General features: G+C 73.2%; 16 protein-coding genes. 11 read left to right on the top strand and 5 right to left on the bottom strand.

All coding sequences use genetic code 11. The features are described 5' to 3' along the window. From A6Q79_RS12055 to hppD, 4 genes are all read right to left on the bottom strand, one after another. On the bottom strand, positions 1-323 hold a 323-nt coding region (locus tag A6Q79_RS12055), incomplete at its 3' end, for a hypothetical protein (protein WP_317698414.1). Between the two features lie 109 nt (positions 324-432). Further along, a complete protein-coding gene (locus A6Q79_RS12050) occupies positions 433-1,602 on the bottom strand; it encodes a fumarylacetoacetate hydrolase family protein (protein ID WP_286689846.1) in 1,170 nt (389 codons plus the stop codon). Next, positions 1,599-2,819, bottom strand: coding sequence for a homogentisate 1,2-dioxygenase (locus tag A6Q79_RS12045; RefSeq protein ID WP_286689845.1), 1,221 nt, complete (start codon positions 2,817-2,819; stop codon positions 1,599-1,601). Before A6Q79_RS12045 ends, A6Q79_RS12050 begins: the two co-directional genes overlap by 4 nt. Next, on the bottom strand, positions 2,819-4,090 hold the full coding sequence (gene hppD, locus A6Q79_RS12040) for a 4-hydroxyphenylpyruvate dioxygenase (RefSeq protein WP_286689844.1): 1,272 nt from the start codon (positions 4,088-4,090) through the stop codon (positions 2,819-2,821). Before hppD ends, A6Q79_RS12045 begins: the two co-directional genes overlap by 1 nt. A 118-nt stretch (positions 4,091-4,208) precedes the next feature. On the opposite strand from hppD, the gene A6Q79_RS12035 reads away from it, so the two are divergent. Then, on the top strand, positions 4,209-4,694 hold the full coding sequence (locus A6Q79_RS12035; RefSeq protein ID WP_236749745.1) for an Lrp/AsnC family transcriptional regulator: 486 nt from the start codon (positions 4,209-4,211) through the stop codon (positions 4,692-4,694). Positions 4,695-4,794: 100 nt separating this feature from the next. On the opposite strand, the gene A6Q79_RS12030 is transcribed toward A6Q79_RS12035, so the two are convergent. Next, complete coding sequence (locus A6Q79_RS12030) at positions 4,795-5,964, bottom strand: pyridoxal phosphate-dependent aminotransferase (protein WP_067859863.1); 1,170 nt, start codon at positions 5,962-5,964, stop codon at positions 4,795-4,797. Between the two features lie 172 nt (positions 5,965-6,136). Between A6Q79_RS12030 and A6Q79_RS12025 the strand changes: the two genes are divergently transcribed. The 10 genes from A6Q79_RS12025 to A6Q79_RS11980 form a co-directional block, all read left to right on the top strand. After that, entirely contained in the window at positions 6,137-7,513 is a 1,377-nt protein-coding gene (locus A6Q79_RS12025) for a DUF1800 domain-containing protein (protein ID WP_317698405.1), read from the top strand. Between the two features lie 411 nt (positions 7,514-7,924). Next, entirely contained in the window at positions 7,925-8,593 is a 669-nt protein-coding gene (locus tag A6Q79_RS12020) for a DUF1501 domain-containing protein (RefSeq protein ID WP_317698416.1), read from the top strand. Positions 8,594-8,769: 176 nt separating this feature from the next. After that, the gene (locus tag A6Q79_RS12015) at positions 8,770-9,474 is read left to right on the top strand and encodes a class E sortase (protein ID WP_067859855.1); all 705 of its coding nucleotides are present in this window, start codon (positions 8,770-8,772) and stop codon (positions 9,472-9,474) included. A gap of 14 nt (positions 9,475-9,488) precedes the next feature. Next, complete coding sequence (gene pyrE, locus A6Q79_RS12010; protein ID WP_286689841.1) at positions 9,489-10,130, top strand: orotate phosphoribosyltransferase; 642 nt, start codon at positions 9,489-9,491, stop codon at positions 10,128-10,130. Continuing rightward, the gene (locus tag A6Q79_RS12005) at positions 10,127-10,756 is read left to right on the top strand and encodes a TrmH family RNA methyltransferase (protein ID WP_286689840.1); all 630 of its coding nucleotides are present in this window, start codon (positions 10,127-10,129) and stop codon (positions 10,754-10,756) included. Before pyrE ends, A6Q79_RS12005 begins: the two co-directional genes overlap by 4 nt. Next, positions 10,753-11,265: a GNAT family N-acetyltransferase gene (locus tag A6Q79_RS12000; RefSeq protein ID WP_286689839.1), complete on the top strand. Its 513-nt coding sequence runs from the start codon at positions 10,753-10,755 to the stop codon at positions 11,263-11,265. Before A6Q79_RS12005 ends, A6Q79_RS12000 begins: the two co-directional genes overlap by 4 nt. A 9-nt stretch (positions 11,266-11,274) precedes the next feature. Continuing rightward, positions 11,275-12,651, top strand: a complete 1,377-nt coding sequence (locus A6Q79_RS11995) for an FAD-dependent oxidoreductase (RefSeq protein ID WP_286689838.1) — start codon at positions 11,275-11,277, stop codon at positions 12,649-12,651. A 41-nt stretch (positions 12,652-12,692) separates the two neighbouring features. Then, positions 12,693-13,712 carry a class II fructose-bisphosphate aldolase gene (gene fbaA / locus A6Q79_RS11990; protein ID WP_289017888.1) on the top strand — a complete coding sequence of 340 codons (1,020 nt, stop codon included), beginning with the start codon at positions 12,693-12,695 and terminating at the stop codon, positions 13,710-13,712. Between the two features lie 833 nt (positions 13,713-14,545). Further along, positions 14,546-14,848, top strand: coding sequence for an MGMT family protein (locus A6Q79_RS11985; protein WP_067855872.1), 303 nt, complete (start codon positions 14,546-14,548; stop codon positions 14,846-14,848). A gap of 31 nt (positions 14,849-14,879) precedes the next feature. Continuing rightward, the coding region (locus A6Q79_RS11980) for a UvrD-helicase domain-containing protein (RefSeq protein ID WP_317698400.1) at positions 14,880-16,464 on the top strand (1,585 nt) is incomplete at its 3' end.

Here is a 16,464-nt window from a genome sequence, read left to right as displayed (position 1 = left end):
GCCGTGGCGTGGGGGGCGGCGGCCGTCGCGGTCGTCGTCGCGCTCGTGGCGCTGCGCTGGATCCTCGCCCACCTGACCCGCCCCACCGTCTCGCGACTCCGGCTGGAGGGCAGCGGCGACGACGGACGCAGCGAGGCGCTGGCCGGCAAGGTGCTCTCCGCCGCCGCCGACGCGTTCGCCGCGACGGAGGGCGTGCGCTCCGCACGCGGGTCCGTCGTCCGCGACCGCGGCGAGCTCGTGGCCCGGATCGACGCCACCATCGAGCCGGAGGCCGACCTGGTCAGGTCGGCCTCCGGCTCGATGGTGGCGTCGATCCGGGCCACGAGCTCGCCGCGGTCGGTCGTCGCGTCGAGTCGGCGGCGTGGAGTCGAGTCCGCGTGGGCTCCCGTCCTCGTGCGCCGGATCAGCGCGCGGCGGCACCGGCCGTTGGTGTCAGGAGCCGGCGACGACGCGTCCGCGCACCTCGCCGAGCGGCACCCGCCGGCCGGCCGGTCCGGGTGCCGTCGCGCTGACGGTCACCTCGTCGCCGTCGTGCAGGAACGCGCGGGTCGAGCCGTCGCCCAGCACGATCGGCTCGGCGCCGTTCGCGGTGAGCTCGATGAGCGCGCCGCTCTCCCCGCGTGCCGGGCCGCTCACGGTGCCCGACGCGAACAGGTCGCCCGGGCGCACCGCCGCACCGTTGACGCACGAGTGCGCGAGCATCTGCGCCGGGGTCCAGTACATCGCGCGGTACGGCGGCCGCGACACGACCTCGTCGCCGATCCGCACCTCGAGCGCGAGGTCGAGCGCACCTGCCGGCGCCGACGTGTCGTCGAGGTAGGGCAGCAACGGGACGTCGCGCGGTGGCGGCGCCGTCCGGGCGTGCCGCAGCGCCTCCATCGGGACGACCCAGGCCGAGACCGACGTCGCGAACGACTTGCCGAGGAACGGCCCGAGCGGCACGTACTCCCACGCCTGCAGGTCGCGCGCCGACCAGTCGTTCACCAGCACCACGCCGAACAGCCGGTCCTCGGCCTCGGCCAGCGTGAGCGGGCCACGGGTGGCCGGCCCGCCGACGACGAACCCGACCTCGGCCTCGAGGTCGAGCCGTGTCGAGGGACCGAACGTCACCGCGCCGTCGGGCTCGCGACGTTGGCCGCCCGGCCGGCGGACGTCGGTGCCCGAGACGACGACGCTGCCCGCACGTCCGTGGTAGCCGATCGGCAGGTGCTTCCAGGCCGCCGGCAGCGGGTCGGTGCCGGGGCGGAACAGCCGGCCGACGGCGGCGGCGTGGTGCTCGGAGGCGTAGAAGTCGACGTAGTCGCGCACCGTCCACGGCAGGTACAGCGTCACGTCGTCCGCTGGCACGAGCGGAAGGTCGTCGGTCTGTGTGCCCACCAGGTCGGCGACCGCCCGACGCACCTGGTCGCGGCGGTCGGGGCCGTGCGCCAGCAGCGCGTCGAGCGTCCCGTCGGCCACCTCGTCGGCGAGCCACGGGAGCGCCGCGCCGGCGTCGAGCACCGAGCGTCCCACGCCGACCCCGACCCGGCGCGGGCCGTCGTCGACGCTGAACGAGCACCAGGGCAGCGTCGTCGTGCCCCAGTCCGGTGCCGCCGACGTCATCGCGACCAGGAGCGGTGGTAGACGCCGTCGTCGACCGCGCGCCCGCCCTCGCCCAGCTCGAGCGGGCGGAACGTGTCGACCATGACGGCCAGCTCGTCGAAGGACTCCGCGCCGAGGCTCGCCTCGATCGCCGCAGGGACCGGACCGTGGGAGTGCCCACCCGGGTGCACGCTGACCGAGCCCTTGCCGATGCCGGAGCCCTTGCGTGCCTCGTAGTCGCCGTCGACGTAGAACATGATCTCGTCGCTGTCGACGTTCGCGTGGTAGTACGGCACGGGGATCGCGAGCGGGTGGTAGTCGACCTTGCGGGGCACGAAGTTGCAGACCACGAAGCTGTTCCCCTCGAAGACCTGGTGCACCGGCGGAGGCTGGTGGATGCGGCCCGTGATCGGCTCGAAGTCGTGCACGCTGAGCGCGTAGGGGTACAGGCACCCGTCCCAGCCGACGACGTCGAACGGGTGCTCCGGTACCACGTGCACGGTGCCCGCGAGGCCTCCGGGCCCGCTGCCGCGGTGCTTCACGAGCACCTCGACCTCCGTCTCCTGGCGGACCTCGGGCTCGCCCGGGCCGCGCAGGTCGCGCTCGCAGTAGGGCGCGTGCTCCAGCAGCTGGCCGTAGCGCGACAGGTAGCGCTTCGGTGGCGCGACGTGGCCGTTCGCCTCGATGCAGTAGAGACGGGTCGTGGTCCCCACGACGTAGCGGTGGGTCGTCGCCCGCGGGACCACGAGGTAGTCACCGGGGCCGTAGGGGAGGTGGCCGAAGACGGTCTCCAGCACGCCCGTGCCGGCCTCGACGAACACGATCTCGTCGCCCGTCGCGTTGCGGTACAGCGGCGACGTCGCACCCGCCACCACGTAGGAGATCCGCACGTCCCCGTTGGCCAGCACCAGGCGTCGGTGCTCGACCGGGTTCGATTCCTTCGCCGCCCACGGTCCGGCACCCCCGCCGGCGGCGCCGGCCGGGTCGTCGGTGAAGAGGTCGTGCAGACGCAGGTGCCGGGGGAGCAGCGGCTCGTTGGGCGTCGTCGCCTGGTCGGGCAGCTCCCACCGGCGCGCCTCGAGCACCGCCGACGGCACGCCCACGTGGTAGAGCAGCGAGGAGTCGGAGCTGAAGCCCTCCTCGCCCATCAGCTCCTCGCGGTAGAGCCGGCCGTCGGGGTCGCGGTGCTGGGTGTGCCGCTTCGGCGGCACCGACCCGGCACGCCGGTAGTGGGCCATCAGAAGTTCCCGCGCTTGGCCTGCTCGCGCTCGATCGCCTCGAACAGCGCCTGGAAGTTGCCCTTGCCGAAGCCGAGCGAGCCGTGCCGCTCGATCAGCTCGAAGAACACGGTCGGCCGGTCGCCCACGGGCTTGGTGAAGATCTGCAGGAGGTAGCCGTCCTCGTCGCGGTCGACCAGGATGCCGCGACGCTGCAGCTCCTCGATCGGCACCCGCACCTCACCGATGCGGGCCCGCAGCTCCGGGTCGGTGTAGTAGCTGTCGGGCGTCGCCAGGAACTCCACGCCACGCTCGCGCAGCGCGTCGACGGCGGCCAGGATGTCGGCCGTGGCGAGCGCGAGGTGCTGCGCGCCGGGCCCGCGGTAGAACTCGAGGTACTCGTCGATCTGCGACCTCTTCTTCGCGATCGCCGGCTCGTTGAGCGGGAACTTCACCCGGTGGTTGCCGCTCGCCACGACCTTGCTCATCAGCGCCGAGTAGTCGGTGGCGATGTCGTCGCCGATGAACTCGGCCATGTTCGTGAAGCCCATGACGCGGTGGTAGAAGTCGACCCACTCGTCCATGTGACCCAGCTCGACGTTGCCGACGACGTGGTCGAGCGCCTGGAACACGGAGCTGTCCTGCCGCCCACGGCCCGGCACCCCCGCCGTGCCCTCCTGCCGCCCACGGCCCGAGGCGCTGGTACGGCGCTCCACGAAGCCGGGGAGGTACGGGCCGGAGTACCGGCTGCGGTCGACGAGCGTGTGCCGCGTGTCGCCGTAGGTGGCGATCGCTGCGCGCCGGACGATGCCGTGCTCGTCGGACACGTCGTGCGGCTCCTCGAGCACCGTGGCGCCCTGCGACCGCGCGTGCTCGACGCAACGGTCGACGTCGGGGACCTCGAGGGCGATGTCGACGACGCCGTCGCCGTGCACGCGGTGGTGGTCGGCGATCGCCGAGTCGGGGTCGACCGCACCGCACAGCACGAACCGGACGGCGCCGCCCTGCAGCACGTAGGCGTGGTGGTCGCGGTTGCCGGTCTCGGGGCCGGAGTAGGCGACGACCTCCATGCCGTAGACGTTCTCGTAGTAGCCGGCGGCCTGCGTGGCGTTGCCGACGGCCCACACGACGGCGTCCCAGCCGGTGACGGGGAACGGGTCGTGCGAGGCGTCGTACTCGACCAGGCCCACGAGCTGGCGGAGCTGGTCGAGGTCGAGCTCGGCGAGCCGCTCGCTGCCGGTCAGGGCGGTCGTCTGGTCGGTCGTCGGGGCGTGCGTCGGCGTCGTCGTCATGTGCCCCAGGTCACCTGCTGGGCCGCGTCTTGGCAACCTGCCCGTCTCGTCCTGGTCAGGTCGGCCACCTCTGCCGAGTAGGGTGGCAGTGAACTAGTCGATCTGCCCAGGAGTCGCCGTGGATGCTCTCGACCTCGCCCTCGTCGAAGCGCTGCGTGATCACCCGCGCGCCGGTGACCTCGAGCTGTCGCGGGTCGTCGGCGTCGCCCGTGCGACGGTGCAGTCACGGCTGGCGAAGATGGAGGCGTCGGGCGTCATCACGGGCTACGGCCCCGACGTCGACCTCGCCGCCGCCGGCCACACCGTCCTCGCCTTCGCGACGCTGGAGATCGCGCAGGGCCGCCTCGACGACGTGCGCGCCGAGCTCGAGTCGCTGCCGAACGTGCTCGAGGCCTACGTCACGAGCGGCACCGCCGACGTGGTCTGCAAGATCGCCGCGTCGTCGCACGCCGACCTGCAGGACGTGCTCCTCCACATGAGCACCTCGGGCTCGATCGTCCGCTCCACGAGCATCGTCGTGCTCAGCGAGCTCGTCGCCCCCCGCGTCCTCCCCGTCCTCGCCCGCGACGTCCAGACCGGCGGCCGCGCCCCCCGCTACCGCTGACCGCCCGGCGCGGTTTACCACGGTCCCGTGGTAGACCCCGTCCCCCCGAGGCAAGCTTCCCGAGGGAGGACGACGTTTACCACGGGACCGTGGTAAACCGTCAGGCGCGCAGCGACCCGAGCCGACGCACGGCCTCGTCGATCACGTCGGCACGCTTGCAGAACGCCCACCGCACGTAGGGGCGGCCGGGGTTGTCCTCGAGCGGGGTGTCGGGGTCGTGGAAGACCTGGTGGGGGACGGCAACGACACCGGCGAGCTCGGGCAGCCGCAGGCAGAAGTCGAGGCCGTCCTCGAAGCCGAGCGGGCGGATGTCGGTGGACGCGAAGTACGTGCCGTCGGGCACGACGACGCCCAGCCCGACGTCGGCCAACCCCGCGCAGAGCCGGTCGCGACGTTCGCGCATCCCCGCGCGGAAGTCCGCGAAGTAGTCGTCGTCGAGCCGCAGGGCCGCGGCGACGGCAGGCTGCAGCGGCGAGCCCGACGTGAAGGTCAGGAACTGCTTGGCGCCGAGCACCGACGCGACGAGGGCCGCCGGTCCGCTCGCCCACCCGACCTTCCAGCCCGTGAAGGAGAACGTCTTGCCGCCGCTGGAGATCGTGAGCGTCCGCTCCCACATGCCCGGCAGCGTCGCGATCGGCACGTGCGGGACGTCGAAGGTCAGGTGCTCGTACACCTCGTCGCTGATGACGACGAGGTCGTGCTCGCGGGCCACCTGCGCGACGGCCGCGAGCTCGTCGGCGGTCAGCACGGTGCCGGTCGGGTTGTGCGGCGTGTTCAGCAGGATCGCCGTCGTCCGCGGCGTCACCGCGGCGCGCAGCTCGTCGAGCGGGAGCCGGAAGTCGGGGGCGCGCAGCGTCACGGGTCGACGCACCGCGCCGGCCATCTGGAGCACCGCCACGTAGGAGTCGTAGTACGGCTCGAGGACGATGACCTCGTCGCCCGGCTCGACGATGCCCAGCACCGCGGCCGCGATCGCCTCGGTGGCGCCCGTCGTCACGACGACCTCGGTGTCGGGATCGACGTCGAGGCCGTACCAGCGGCGCTGGTGCTCGGCCACCGCCTCGCGCAGGACGGGCACGCCGACCCCCGGCGCGTACTGGTTCGCGCCGCCGCGCAGTGCCTCGACCGCCGCCTCGCGCACGACGTCGGGCCCGTCGGAGTCGGGGAAGCCCTGACCCAGGTTCACGGCGCCCGTCGCAGCGGCGAGCGCGCTCATCCGCGCGAAGATCGTGGTGCCCAGGCCGTCGATCCGGCTGCTCTGCGTCCTCATCCCTCGCGACCCTACGCGTCCGCGGGACGGCGAGCCCGGCACCACTTGACGCGTTTCCCTGACGGCCTGGGACTTTGGTCCCATGATGGTGGGTGGGTCGAGGGAGCGGCCCGCGGACCGGGGGGAGCCGGTCCGGGCCGGACGTCCTCGACGTCCGCGGGAGAGGGGGACGATGGCCACGCGCATCTCGGCGTCGGTGCGGCCGTACACGCTGACCGAGCGCGACCGTCACCTCGTGACGCGCTTCTCCTTCGGCGTCGACGAGCAGCTCACCGCCGCCGCCTGGTGGCCGCGGCTCGGGCACACGCCCGCGAGGGCATGGGCGGAGGTCAAGTCCGGACGGTCGGGCGCCTGGCAGTACGGCTTCGACCTCGCGCAGTACTCGATGGTGCAGAAGATCCTCACGCGCCGTCAGCTGCAGGAGGTGCTGCACGACGTGTGGTCGAACCTGCTGTACGTGCCGGTCGGCCACGACCGCAGCTTCCCGTGGCGCTTCCACTACGACCAGACCCTGCGCGGCCTCGCCCTGACGAGCTACCGGCAGCTGCTGCGCGCGGCGGTCGTGCACCCGGCCATGTCGGGCTGGCTCAACAACGACCTCAACACCAAGCGGGGCATCAACGAGAACCTCGGCCGCGAGCTCCTCGAGCTGTACACGGTCGGGCGCGCGTCGGGCTACACCGAGGACGACGTCAAGGACTCCGCCCGTCTGCTCACGGGTCACAAGGTCAAGGTGTTCGACACCTTCGCGGCCTCGTACGCGCCCGAGGACCACTGGACGGGTCGCGTGCGCGTGCTCGGCTTCACCCACGCGAACGCCGCCGCCGACGGTCGACCGGCGCTGGCGGCCTACCTCGACCACCTGGCGCTGCACCCCGCCACCGCCGAGCGGGTGGCACGCCGGCTGTGCGTGCGGCTCGTCGGCGACGACCCGTCGCCGTCGCTCGTGCGCAGCGTGACGGCCGCCTACCGCTCCTCGCGCAGCGACGTCCGCGCGACGCTCAAGGCGCTGCGGACCCACCCGGAGTTCCTCGCGGCCCGGCGCCGCACGCTGCGGGCGCCGGTCGAGGACGTCGTGGCGTCGGTGCGGGCGCTCGGCATCCGGCCGGTGCGCTTCCGGGGCACGGACGCGTTCCCCGCCAACCTCGTGTGGGCCGCGGGCCGCCTCGGCCAGGAGCCCTACGGGTGGCCGCGCCCCGACGGCTACCCGGAGGGGTCCACGACGTGGGCGTCGCCGTCGCGCATGCTCGGCGCCTGGAACCAGCACTACAGCCTGGCGGGGCGCTGGAACTCCGCCGACGGGCAGGCGTTCCCCGCTCCCGCGTCGGTGCTCCCGACCGCCTTCCCGCGCACGCTCGCCGAGATCGTCGACCACCAGTCGCTGCTGCTGGTGGGCCGGCCCGCCGACGCCACCACCCAGGCCGCGGTCGCGACCATGCTCAACCGCGCATCGGGGTCGGTCTACAAGACCGTGGCCGACGTGTCGGGCTGGCACCTCACGCTCATCCGCGGCACCGTGCTCAACACCCCGGAGGGGATGCTGCGATGACCGGCACCGACGACTGCGGGTGCGCCGACTACGGCCTCACCCGACGCTCGCTGCTCGCCTCCGGCGCGGCCCTCGGGCTCGGCGGGGTCGTCACGTCGATGGTCGGCGACGTCCTGACGTCGGCCGTCTACGGCGCCACGGGCGGGAACGTCCTCGTCGTGCTGTCGCTGCGCGGCGGGGCGGACGGCCTGTCGATGGTGGTGCCGCACGCGGAGGCGGCCTACCACGCCGCCCGCCCGACCACGGCGCTCAAGGCCACCGAGCTGCTGCACGCCGACGCCACGTTCGGCCTGCACCCGAAGTTCGCGCCGGTGTCGCGCTGGTGGCAGGCCGGCAGCCTCGCCGCGGTGCACGCCGTCGGGCTGCCCGCCCGCGCCGGCCGTCGCCACCGAGACGGTCGACGACCTCGGCCTGCCGTTCGCCGACGACGCTCGGCTCAGTGGCGCGCTGGGCAGCTTCCTGCAGACGACCTACGGCCGCCGTGGCGGCGTCGTCGGCTCCGCCGGCCTCGACGCGTACGCGCTGTCCCGACGCACCCGCAGCATCGCCGACGCCGCCCGCAGACCGCCCGCCAACGGTGCGCGCTACGCCTCCGGCGACACGGGCCGCGCCATGGCGCACGCCGCCGGCCTCGTCACGTCGGGCCTCGGCGTGCGCGCCATCGCCATCGACGCCGGCGGGTGGGACCACCACATCGGCCTGCGCTGGAACGTGGCCTCCCGCATCGAGGAGCTCGCCACGAACCTCGCCGCGTTCTTCACCGACCTCGGTCCGGCGGCCGACCGCGTCACGCTCGTGACGATGAGCGAGTTCGGACGTCGGCTGCGCGAGAACGGCGCCAACGGCGTCGACCACGGGTACGGCAGCTGCGTCCTGCTCATGGGCGCGGGCGTCAAGGGCGGTCGGGTGCACGCCCGGTGGCCGGGTCTCGGCACGGAGCAGCAGGTCGACGGCGACCTCGCCGTCACCACCGACTACCGCGACGTCGTGGCCGAGGTGCTGCGCTCGCGCTTCCCGGAGGTCGACGTCTCCGGCGTGTTCCCGGGGCTCGTGCAGCGTCCGCTCGGCGTCATGGCCTGAGCATGAAGCTGCCCCGCCGTTCTCGGGGGGTGAAACGGCGGGGCAGCGACTTCACTATAGGCACGCGTCCGGAGCGTCTCCACCGGAACGGCCAGAAATCTCCGGACGCAGGCTGAGATGTGGGTCACATCGACGATCGGGCGGGAGCTCAGGACGGGGATGACACAATCTCCGACATGAGCTCCGCGGCCGCGTCCCACTCCGCCCCTGGCGGTGGACGTCGGGGTCCGCGGCGCCGGTTCTCGGTCGTCGGGGCGATCGGCCTCGTCCTCGTGCTCGCCGGGCTGAGCGTGCTCGGCTACGTCGCCTGGCAGTACTGGGGCACCAACATCGTCTCCAAGCAGCAGCAGGCCCAGGTGCGCGAGGCGATCTCCGAGGACTGGAAGAACGGCACCGACGGCAAGAACATCGGTCTGCTGCGCGTGCCCCGCTTCGGCAAGGACTACGAGGTCCCCATCGTCAAGGGCTTCGACCCCGGCTCGCTCGCCAAGGGCGTCGGCTTCTACCCCAAGGGCGACCTGCCGGGCGAGCTCGGCAACTTCGCGATCGCCGGCCACCGGGTCACGCACGGCGAGCCGTTCCGCGACTTCCTCAAGCTGCGCAAGGGCGACAAGGTGTACGTCGAGACGCGCACGGCCGTCTTCACCTACGTCCTGCGCAACGCGGGCGACTCGATCACGGTCGACTTCACCGAGGGCTGGCCGCTGCAGCAGGTGCCCGACCCTGCGTTGCGCGGCGAGCCGCCCACCAAGAGCGTCCTCACCATGCTCACCTGCTCGGAGCTGTTCCACACCGACAACCGCAACGTCGTGGTCGGCGACCTCGTCCGCATCGTCGACAAGTCGGACCCGGAGCGAAAGATCCCACTCCCCAGCGCCTAGGAGCCCCTGCCCCGATGCACGACTACCAGCGCGCGTTCGTCGAGTTCGCGATCGGTCACGACGTCCTGCGCTTCGGCTCGTTCACGCTGAAGTCCGGCCGCACGTCGCCCTACTTCTTCAACGCGGGCGGCTTCGACACCGGCGCCCGGCTCGCCGGTCTCGGCCGCTTCTACGCCGCGGCGATCACCGAGCGCGCCCCCGCCTTCGACGTCCTGCTCGGCCCTGCGTACAAGGGCATCCCGATCGCGGCGGCCACCGCCGTGCAGCTCGCCGAGGCGCACGACCGCGACGTCCCCTGGAGCTTCAACCGCAAGGAGGCGAAGGACCATGGCGAGGGCGGTGTCGTGGTCGGCGCCCCGCTGCGCGGCCGGGTGCTGCTCGTCGACGACGTCATCACCTCGGGCAAGGCGATCCGCGAGGTCGTGCCGATCGTGGAGGACGCCGGCGCCGAGCTGGCCGGCATCGTCGTCGCCGTCGACCGTCAGGAGCGCGGCACGGGCGAGCTGTCGGCGGTCGACGAGGTGCGCCGCGACCTCGGCGTCCCGGTCGAGGCGATCGTGACCTTCGACCACGTCATCGAGTACCTCGAGGAGTCCGGCCGGCACGCCGAGCACCTGCAGGCGGCCCGGGCGTACCGCGACCAGTACGGCGCGTGAGCGAGCAGCACGAGCGCACCGACGAGGTCGGCGTCGGCCCCTGGGTCGGCCCCGTCCCCGACGACCCCCGCCTCGACCCCGCACTGCTCGCCGACGGCGACCGCCGCAACGTCGTCGACCGCTACCGCTACTGGACGGTCGATGCGATCGTCGCCGACCTCGACACCCGACGTCACCCGCTGCACGTGGCCGTCGAGAACTGGCAGCACGACTTCAACATCGGCTCCGTCGTGCGCACCGCGAACGCGTTCAACGTCGCGGCCGTCCACGTCGTCGGCCGGCGTCGGTGGAACCGCCGGGGCGCGATGGTCACCGACCGCTACCTCCACGTCGAGCACCACGCCGACGCCGCCGCCCTCGCCGCCTGGGCGGCGACGCGTGGTCTGCCGCTGCTCGGCGTCGACAACCTGCCCGGTGCGGTGCCGCTCGAGACGACCTCGCTGCCGCGCGCCTGCGTCCTGCTCTTCGGCCAGGAGGGCCCCGGGCTGAGCGACGCTGCCCGCGAGGCCTGCGCCACCACCCTCTCCATCGCCCAGTTCGGCTCGACCCGCTCCATCAACGCCGGAGCGGCCGCCGCCATCGCCATGCACGCCTGGATCCGACAGCACGCCGAGGAGTCGCCGTGACCGCCCCCACCGTCCCGTCCGTCCGTCTCGACGCCGTCGACCCCGACGACCCGCGCGCCCACGCCGCGCTCACGTCGTACCTGGGCGAGGTCGACGCCACCCTCGCGGACGGCTACGCGCCGGGGCCCGACGACCTCGACCCCTACCGCGCGCCGACGGGCGTCTTCCTGCTCGCCACGGCCGGAGGCGGGGCGCTCGACGGCGAGGTGCTCGGCTGCGGGGCGCTGCGCGACCTCGGCGATGGGTCGGCCGAGGTGAAGCGCATGTGGGTCGACGCGCGGGCGCGCGGCACCGGCCTGGGTCGTCGCCTGCTGGCCGCCCTCGAGGAGCATGCCCGCGGCCTCGGCTACCAGCGGGTGCGGCTCGACACCAACGACCAGCTCGTCGCCGCGCTCGCGCTGTACCGCTCCGCCGGGTACGCGGAGGTCGAGCGCTACAACGACAACCCGCACGCCCGCCACTGGTTCGAGAAGGCGTTCGAGACTGCGGACCCCGACGAGCGACCTTAGGCTCGAGCCATGAGTCGCGTCGTCGTCGTCGGGGGTGACGCGGCCGGGATGACCAGCGCGTCGGCCGTCCACCGCCTCCTCCCCGACGTGGAGGTCGTGGTCCTCGAGCGCGGCCACCACACCTCCTACTCCGCGTGCGGCGTGCCGTACTGGGTCGCCGGCGAGATCGACGGCCCGGACGGCCTCGTGGCCCGCTCGCCCGAGGAGCACCGCGAGCGGGGCATCGACGTGCGCCTCGGCAGCGAGGTGCTCGCCGTCGCCGTCGACGCCCACGAGGTGCGCTACCGCGACCTGGCGGGGGAGCACACGCTCGGCTACGACCGGCTCGTCGTCGCCACGGGGGCCGGTTCGATACGGCCGGACCTGCCCGGCGTCCACGCGCCCGGCGTCATGAGCGTCAAGGACCTCGTCGACGGCCAGCAGGTCATCGACCGCATCCACGCCGGCGCCCGACGCGCCGTCGTCGTCGGCAGCGGCTACATCGGCATCGAGATGGCCGAGGCCTGCCTGGCACGCGGACTCGACGTGACGGTCGTCGAGCGCGAGTCGACGCCGCTGCCCATCGTCGAGGACGAGATCGGCGAGGTCATCGCCGACGCCATGCGCGAGAAGGGTGCGCACATGGTCACCGAGGCCGCGGTCACCGGCTTCGACGTCGGCGACGACGGTGCCGTGACCGCCGTCCGCACCGACGAGGACACGTTCCCGGCCGACCTGGTGGTGGCGGCCTTCGGCGTCGTGCCCCGCAGCGAGCTGCTCGCCGACGTCGCCGACCTCGGCGTGAAGGACGGCATCGTCACCGACGACCAGCAGCGGGTGCTCGCGCCCGACGGCTCGCTCGTCGCCGACGTGTGGTCGGCGGGCGACTGCGTCGTCACCCACGACCGGCTCACGTCGACCCGGATCCACCTGCCGCTCGGCACGCACGCGAACAAGCAGGGCATGGTCGCGGGCGAGTCGGTCGCGGCGTCGCTCGGCGCCGCGTGGTCGGGGCGGGTCTTCCCGGGCGTCGTGCAGACCGCGATCACGAAGTTCTGCGACCTCGAGATCGCCCGCGCCGGCCTCGGTCGCGCGCAGGCCGACGACGCCGGGCTCGACACGGTGAGTGCCGACGTCGAGACGACGACCGTCGCCGGCTACTACCCCGGCGCGGAGCCGATGACCCTCTGGGGCCTCGCCGAGCGCGGCACCCGTCGGCTGCTCGGCGTGCAGCTCGTCGGTCGCGGGGGAGCGGTGCGCATCGACACCGCCGCCATGGCCCTGTGGTCGGGGATGACCGTCGACGAGCTGGTGATGACCGACCTGTCGTACGCGCCGCCGTTCTCGTCGGTGTGGAGCCAGGTGCAGGTCCTCGCCCGTGCGCTCGTGAAGCAGCTCGACCAGTAGGCTGGGCGCACCGCCGTCCGGCCGCCCTGCAAGGAGACTCCATGCCCGTCGCCACCCCCGAGACCTACGCCGCGATGCTCGACAAGGCCAAGAGCGAGTCGTTCGCCTTCCCGGCCATCAACGTGTCGTCGTCGCAGACGCTCAACGCCGCCCTCGCCGGCTTCGCCGAGGCCGAGTCCGACGGCATCATCCAGGTCTCCACCGGCGGCGCCGACTACTTCTCGGGCCCCACCGTCAAGAACATGGTGTCCGGCTCGCTCGGGTTCGCCGCGTTCGCGCACGAGGTCGCCAAGAAGTACCCGATCAACGTCGCCCTGCACACCGACCACTGCCCGAAGGACAAGCTCGACGGCTTCGTCCGCCCGCTCATCGAGGCCTCCACCGAGCGCGTCAAGGGAGGCGGCCTGCCGTACTTCCAGTCGCACATGTGGGACGGCTCGGCCGTGCCGCTCGAGGAGAACCTCGTCATCGCGCAGGAGCTGCTCGCGAAGGCCGCCGCCGCGCACATCATCCTCGAGGTCGAGATCGGCGTCGTCGGCGGCGAGGAGGACGGCGTCGAGGGCGGCATGGGCGAGCACCTCTACACGACCCCCGAGGACGCACTGGCCACGGTCGAGGCGCTCGGTCTGGGCGAGAAGGGCCGCTACCTGACCGCGCTCACGTTCGGCAACGTGCACGGCGTGTACAAGCCGGGCAACGTCAAGCTGCGCCCCGAGGTGCTGAAGGCCGCGCAGGAGGCCGTCGCCGCCAAGTACGGCAAGGAGGACGCGTTCGACTTCGTCTTCCACGGCGGCTCCGGCTCCCTGCCCGAGGAGATCTCCGCCGCCGTCGACTACGGCGTCGTCAAGATGAACGTCGACACCGACACCCAGTACGCGTTCACGCGCCCCGTCGTCGACCACATGCTCCGCAACTACGACGGCGTGCTCAAGGTCGACGGCGAGGTCGGCAACAAGAAGGCCTACGACCCCCGCGCCTGGGGCAAGGCCGCCGAGGCCGGCATGTCCGCCCGCGTCGTCGAGGCCTGCCAGAACCTCCGCTCCGCCGGCACCACCCTCTGACGCAGCGCGCCCGCCGCAGCCCCGACCTCGCCGAGGTCGGGGCTGCGGTGCGTCGGGGGTCGGTGGTGCTGGTGCGTTGCCTGCGGGGTCGTGACCTTGCTGGTGCGCTGCCTGCGGGGGTCTCGTCGTGCTGCTGCGCTGCCTGCGGGGGTCTCGTCGTGGTGGTGCGCTGCCTCGGCTTGCGCTGGGGGTGGTCTCCGCAAGGGCCTCGACCGGGCGGTTGGCGGCGGCGCTGGTCTGGGGTCTCGGGCCGTGGCCCGCGTGGGACGCAGGAATCTGCGTCCGTGCTTGGGACTCCGAGGCTTCTGCGTTGGCTACGGGATCCCGTCACCAACGCAGAAGCGTTGGACCTCGAACGCGTGAAGGAAGAAGCGTGGGTGCCCTTGGGGGTGGGGTGGGCAGCGCTTCTTCCTTCTCCTGGACCGGTCCACGAGAAGGGAGAAGTTCTGCCACGTCTAGCCCCGTCGGCGGTGGATTCTCCACCTGTACAGCGCTGAGAAGGTGGCAGATCCACCGCCGACGCCGATTCGGTGGCAGACCCACCGCTCGACCCTCGAGACGAACCCACAGCCCGGGACCCCGGACCAGCGCCGTCGCCAGCCGTCCGGTCGAGGCCCTTTCGGAGCGCAGGACGAGTCGAAGCCGCGCCAGCGCAGCCGCAGGTCGACGAGAAGCTGCGCCAGCGCAGCCGCAGGTCGACGAGAAGCCGCGCCGACGCAGCCCCACCGAGCGAGAAGCCGCACCACTGCAGCCGCAGGTCGACGATGAGCCGCACCACCGCACCCACCCGACCGAGGAGCCGCGCCGACGCAGTCGCCAGGCATCATCGAGGGGTGGACGAGGCGTACGTCGAGCAGGTGCTGCGGCTGGTGGAGCGGATCCCGGCCGGACGGGTGCTGCCGTACGGGCGGGTGGCGGAGGTGGTCGCCGGCGGGTACGGCCCGCGCTACGTCGGGCGCATCATGTCGCTGTACGGGCACGCCGTGTGCTGGTGGCGGGTGCCGCGCGCCGACGGGACGCTGCCGGCGCCGCTGATGATGGAGGCGCAGCAGCGGTGGGCGCAGGAGGGCACGCCGGTGCGCAACGGTCGGGTGCACGTCGCCGAGGCGCTGTGGGGCGAGGCGGGGGCGTCCTGAGCCTGTCGGTGGCCTCTGCTGGGATGGTCACGTGACCGTCGAGTACCGCATCCAGCCTCCCGAGCCCGCGACGGCGGCGCGGCGGGTGGTGCTCGACCCGAGCCAGCAGGCCGTGCTCGACCACGTCGCCACCGTCGGCGGGCCGCTCCAGGTGCTGGCGGGGCCGGGCACCGGCAAGACGACGACGCTGGTGGAGCTGGTGGCGCAGCGCGTGGAGTCCGGCGCGGTCGCGGCCGACGAGGTCCTCGTCCTCACGTTCAGCCGGGCCGCGGCGCAGGAGGTCAGGGCGCGCATCGCCCGACGGCTGGGTCGCACGGTGGCCACCACGCCGGCCATGACCTTCCACTCCTTCTGCTACGCGCTCGTGCGCGCCGAGCAGGGCACCACCGACTTCCGCAGCCCCGTCTCGTTGCTGAGCGCGCCCGAGCAGGACGCGGTGCTCGCCGACCTCCTCGCCGGCACCGACCCGCAGGAGTGGCCCGAGGCGCTGCGGCCCGCGCTGCGCACGCGCGGCCTGACGGCGGAGCTGCAGCGTCTGCTGGGTGCCGCCCGCGCGCAAGGTCTCGACAGCGTCGACCTCCTCGCCGTCGGCCAGCAGACCGGTCGCGCCGACTGGCAGGCCGCCGCCCGCTTCTTCGACGACGTCACCTCCGTGGCCGCGTTCACCAACACGATCGACCACACCGACCTCGTGTTCCAGGCGGTCACGCTCCTGGACGACCCCGAGTGCCGGCGCCGCTGGCGCGACCGGCTCCGGCTCGTCGTCGTCGACGAGTTCCAGGACACCGACCCGCTGCAGGTCGCGCTGCTGCAGGCCCTGGCCGGCGACGGTCGCGACCTCGTCGTGGTCGGCGACCCCTACCAGTCCATCTACGGGTTCCGCGGCGCCGACGTCACCGGCATCCTGCGCTTCACCGAGCAGTTCGCCACGCCGCTCGGCGAGCCCGCCGTGCTCACCCTCGCCCGCACCAACCGCTACGGCGCCGCCATCGCGGCGGCGGTCCGCTCGGTCGTCGAGAACCGCGGAGCGGTCCCGGGTCCCGACGGGGAGCGCCTCGCCGCGCTACGCTCGCCGGCCACCGATCCCGAGCGGTCGGGCAGCGTCGAGGTGCGCACGTTCTCCTCCGCCACCGCCGAGGCCGAGCACGTGGCGCTCCTGCTGCGCGAAGCCCACCTGGTGGCCGACCGACCCGTCCCCTGGGACCGCATGGCGGTGCTCGTCCGCTCCTCGGCCCACCTCGACCGGCTCCACCGGGCGCTGTCCGCCGCGGGCGTGCCCGTCCAGGTCGCGGGTGACGAGCTGCCCCTCGCCGTCGAGCCCGCCGTGCGCACCCTGCTCGCCGCGCTGCACGCCGCGCAGACCCTGCACGCGGGCGAGCCGCTCGACCCCGAGGCGGCCACGTCGCTGCTCACCGGCCCGCTGGGCGCGATGGACGCGGCCGGACTACGACGCCTCGGCCGCGTGCTGCGTCGCGACGACGCGGCCGAGCACGGCCGGCCTCGACCCTCACGTCTCCTCCTCGCCGAGGTGCTCGCCGACCCGCCCCGGCTCGCCACGCTCGCCGCCGACGGTCCCGAGGGCCTCGCCGTCCAGCAGGCACGACGTGTCTCGGGGC

It is taken from the genome of Aeromicrobium sp. REDSEA-S32_B7, from assembly GCF_001626145.1.
GTDB lineage: Bacteria > Actinomycetota > Actinomycetes > Propionibacteriales > Nocardioidaceae > Aeromicrobium > Aeromicrobium erythreum.
This window is presented reverse-complemented; position numbering and strand designations above follow the sequence as displayed.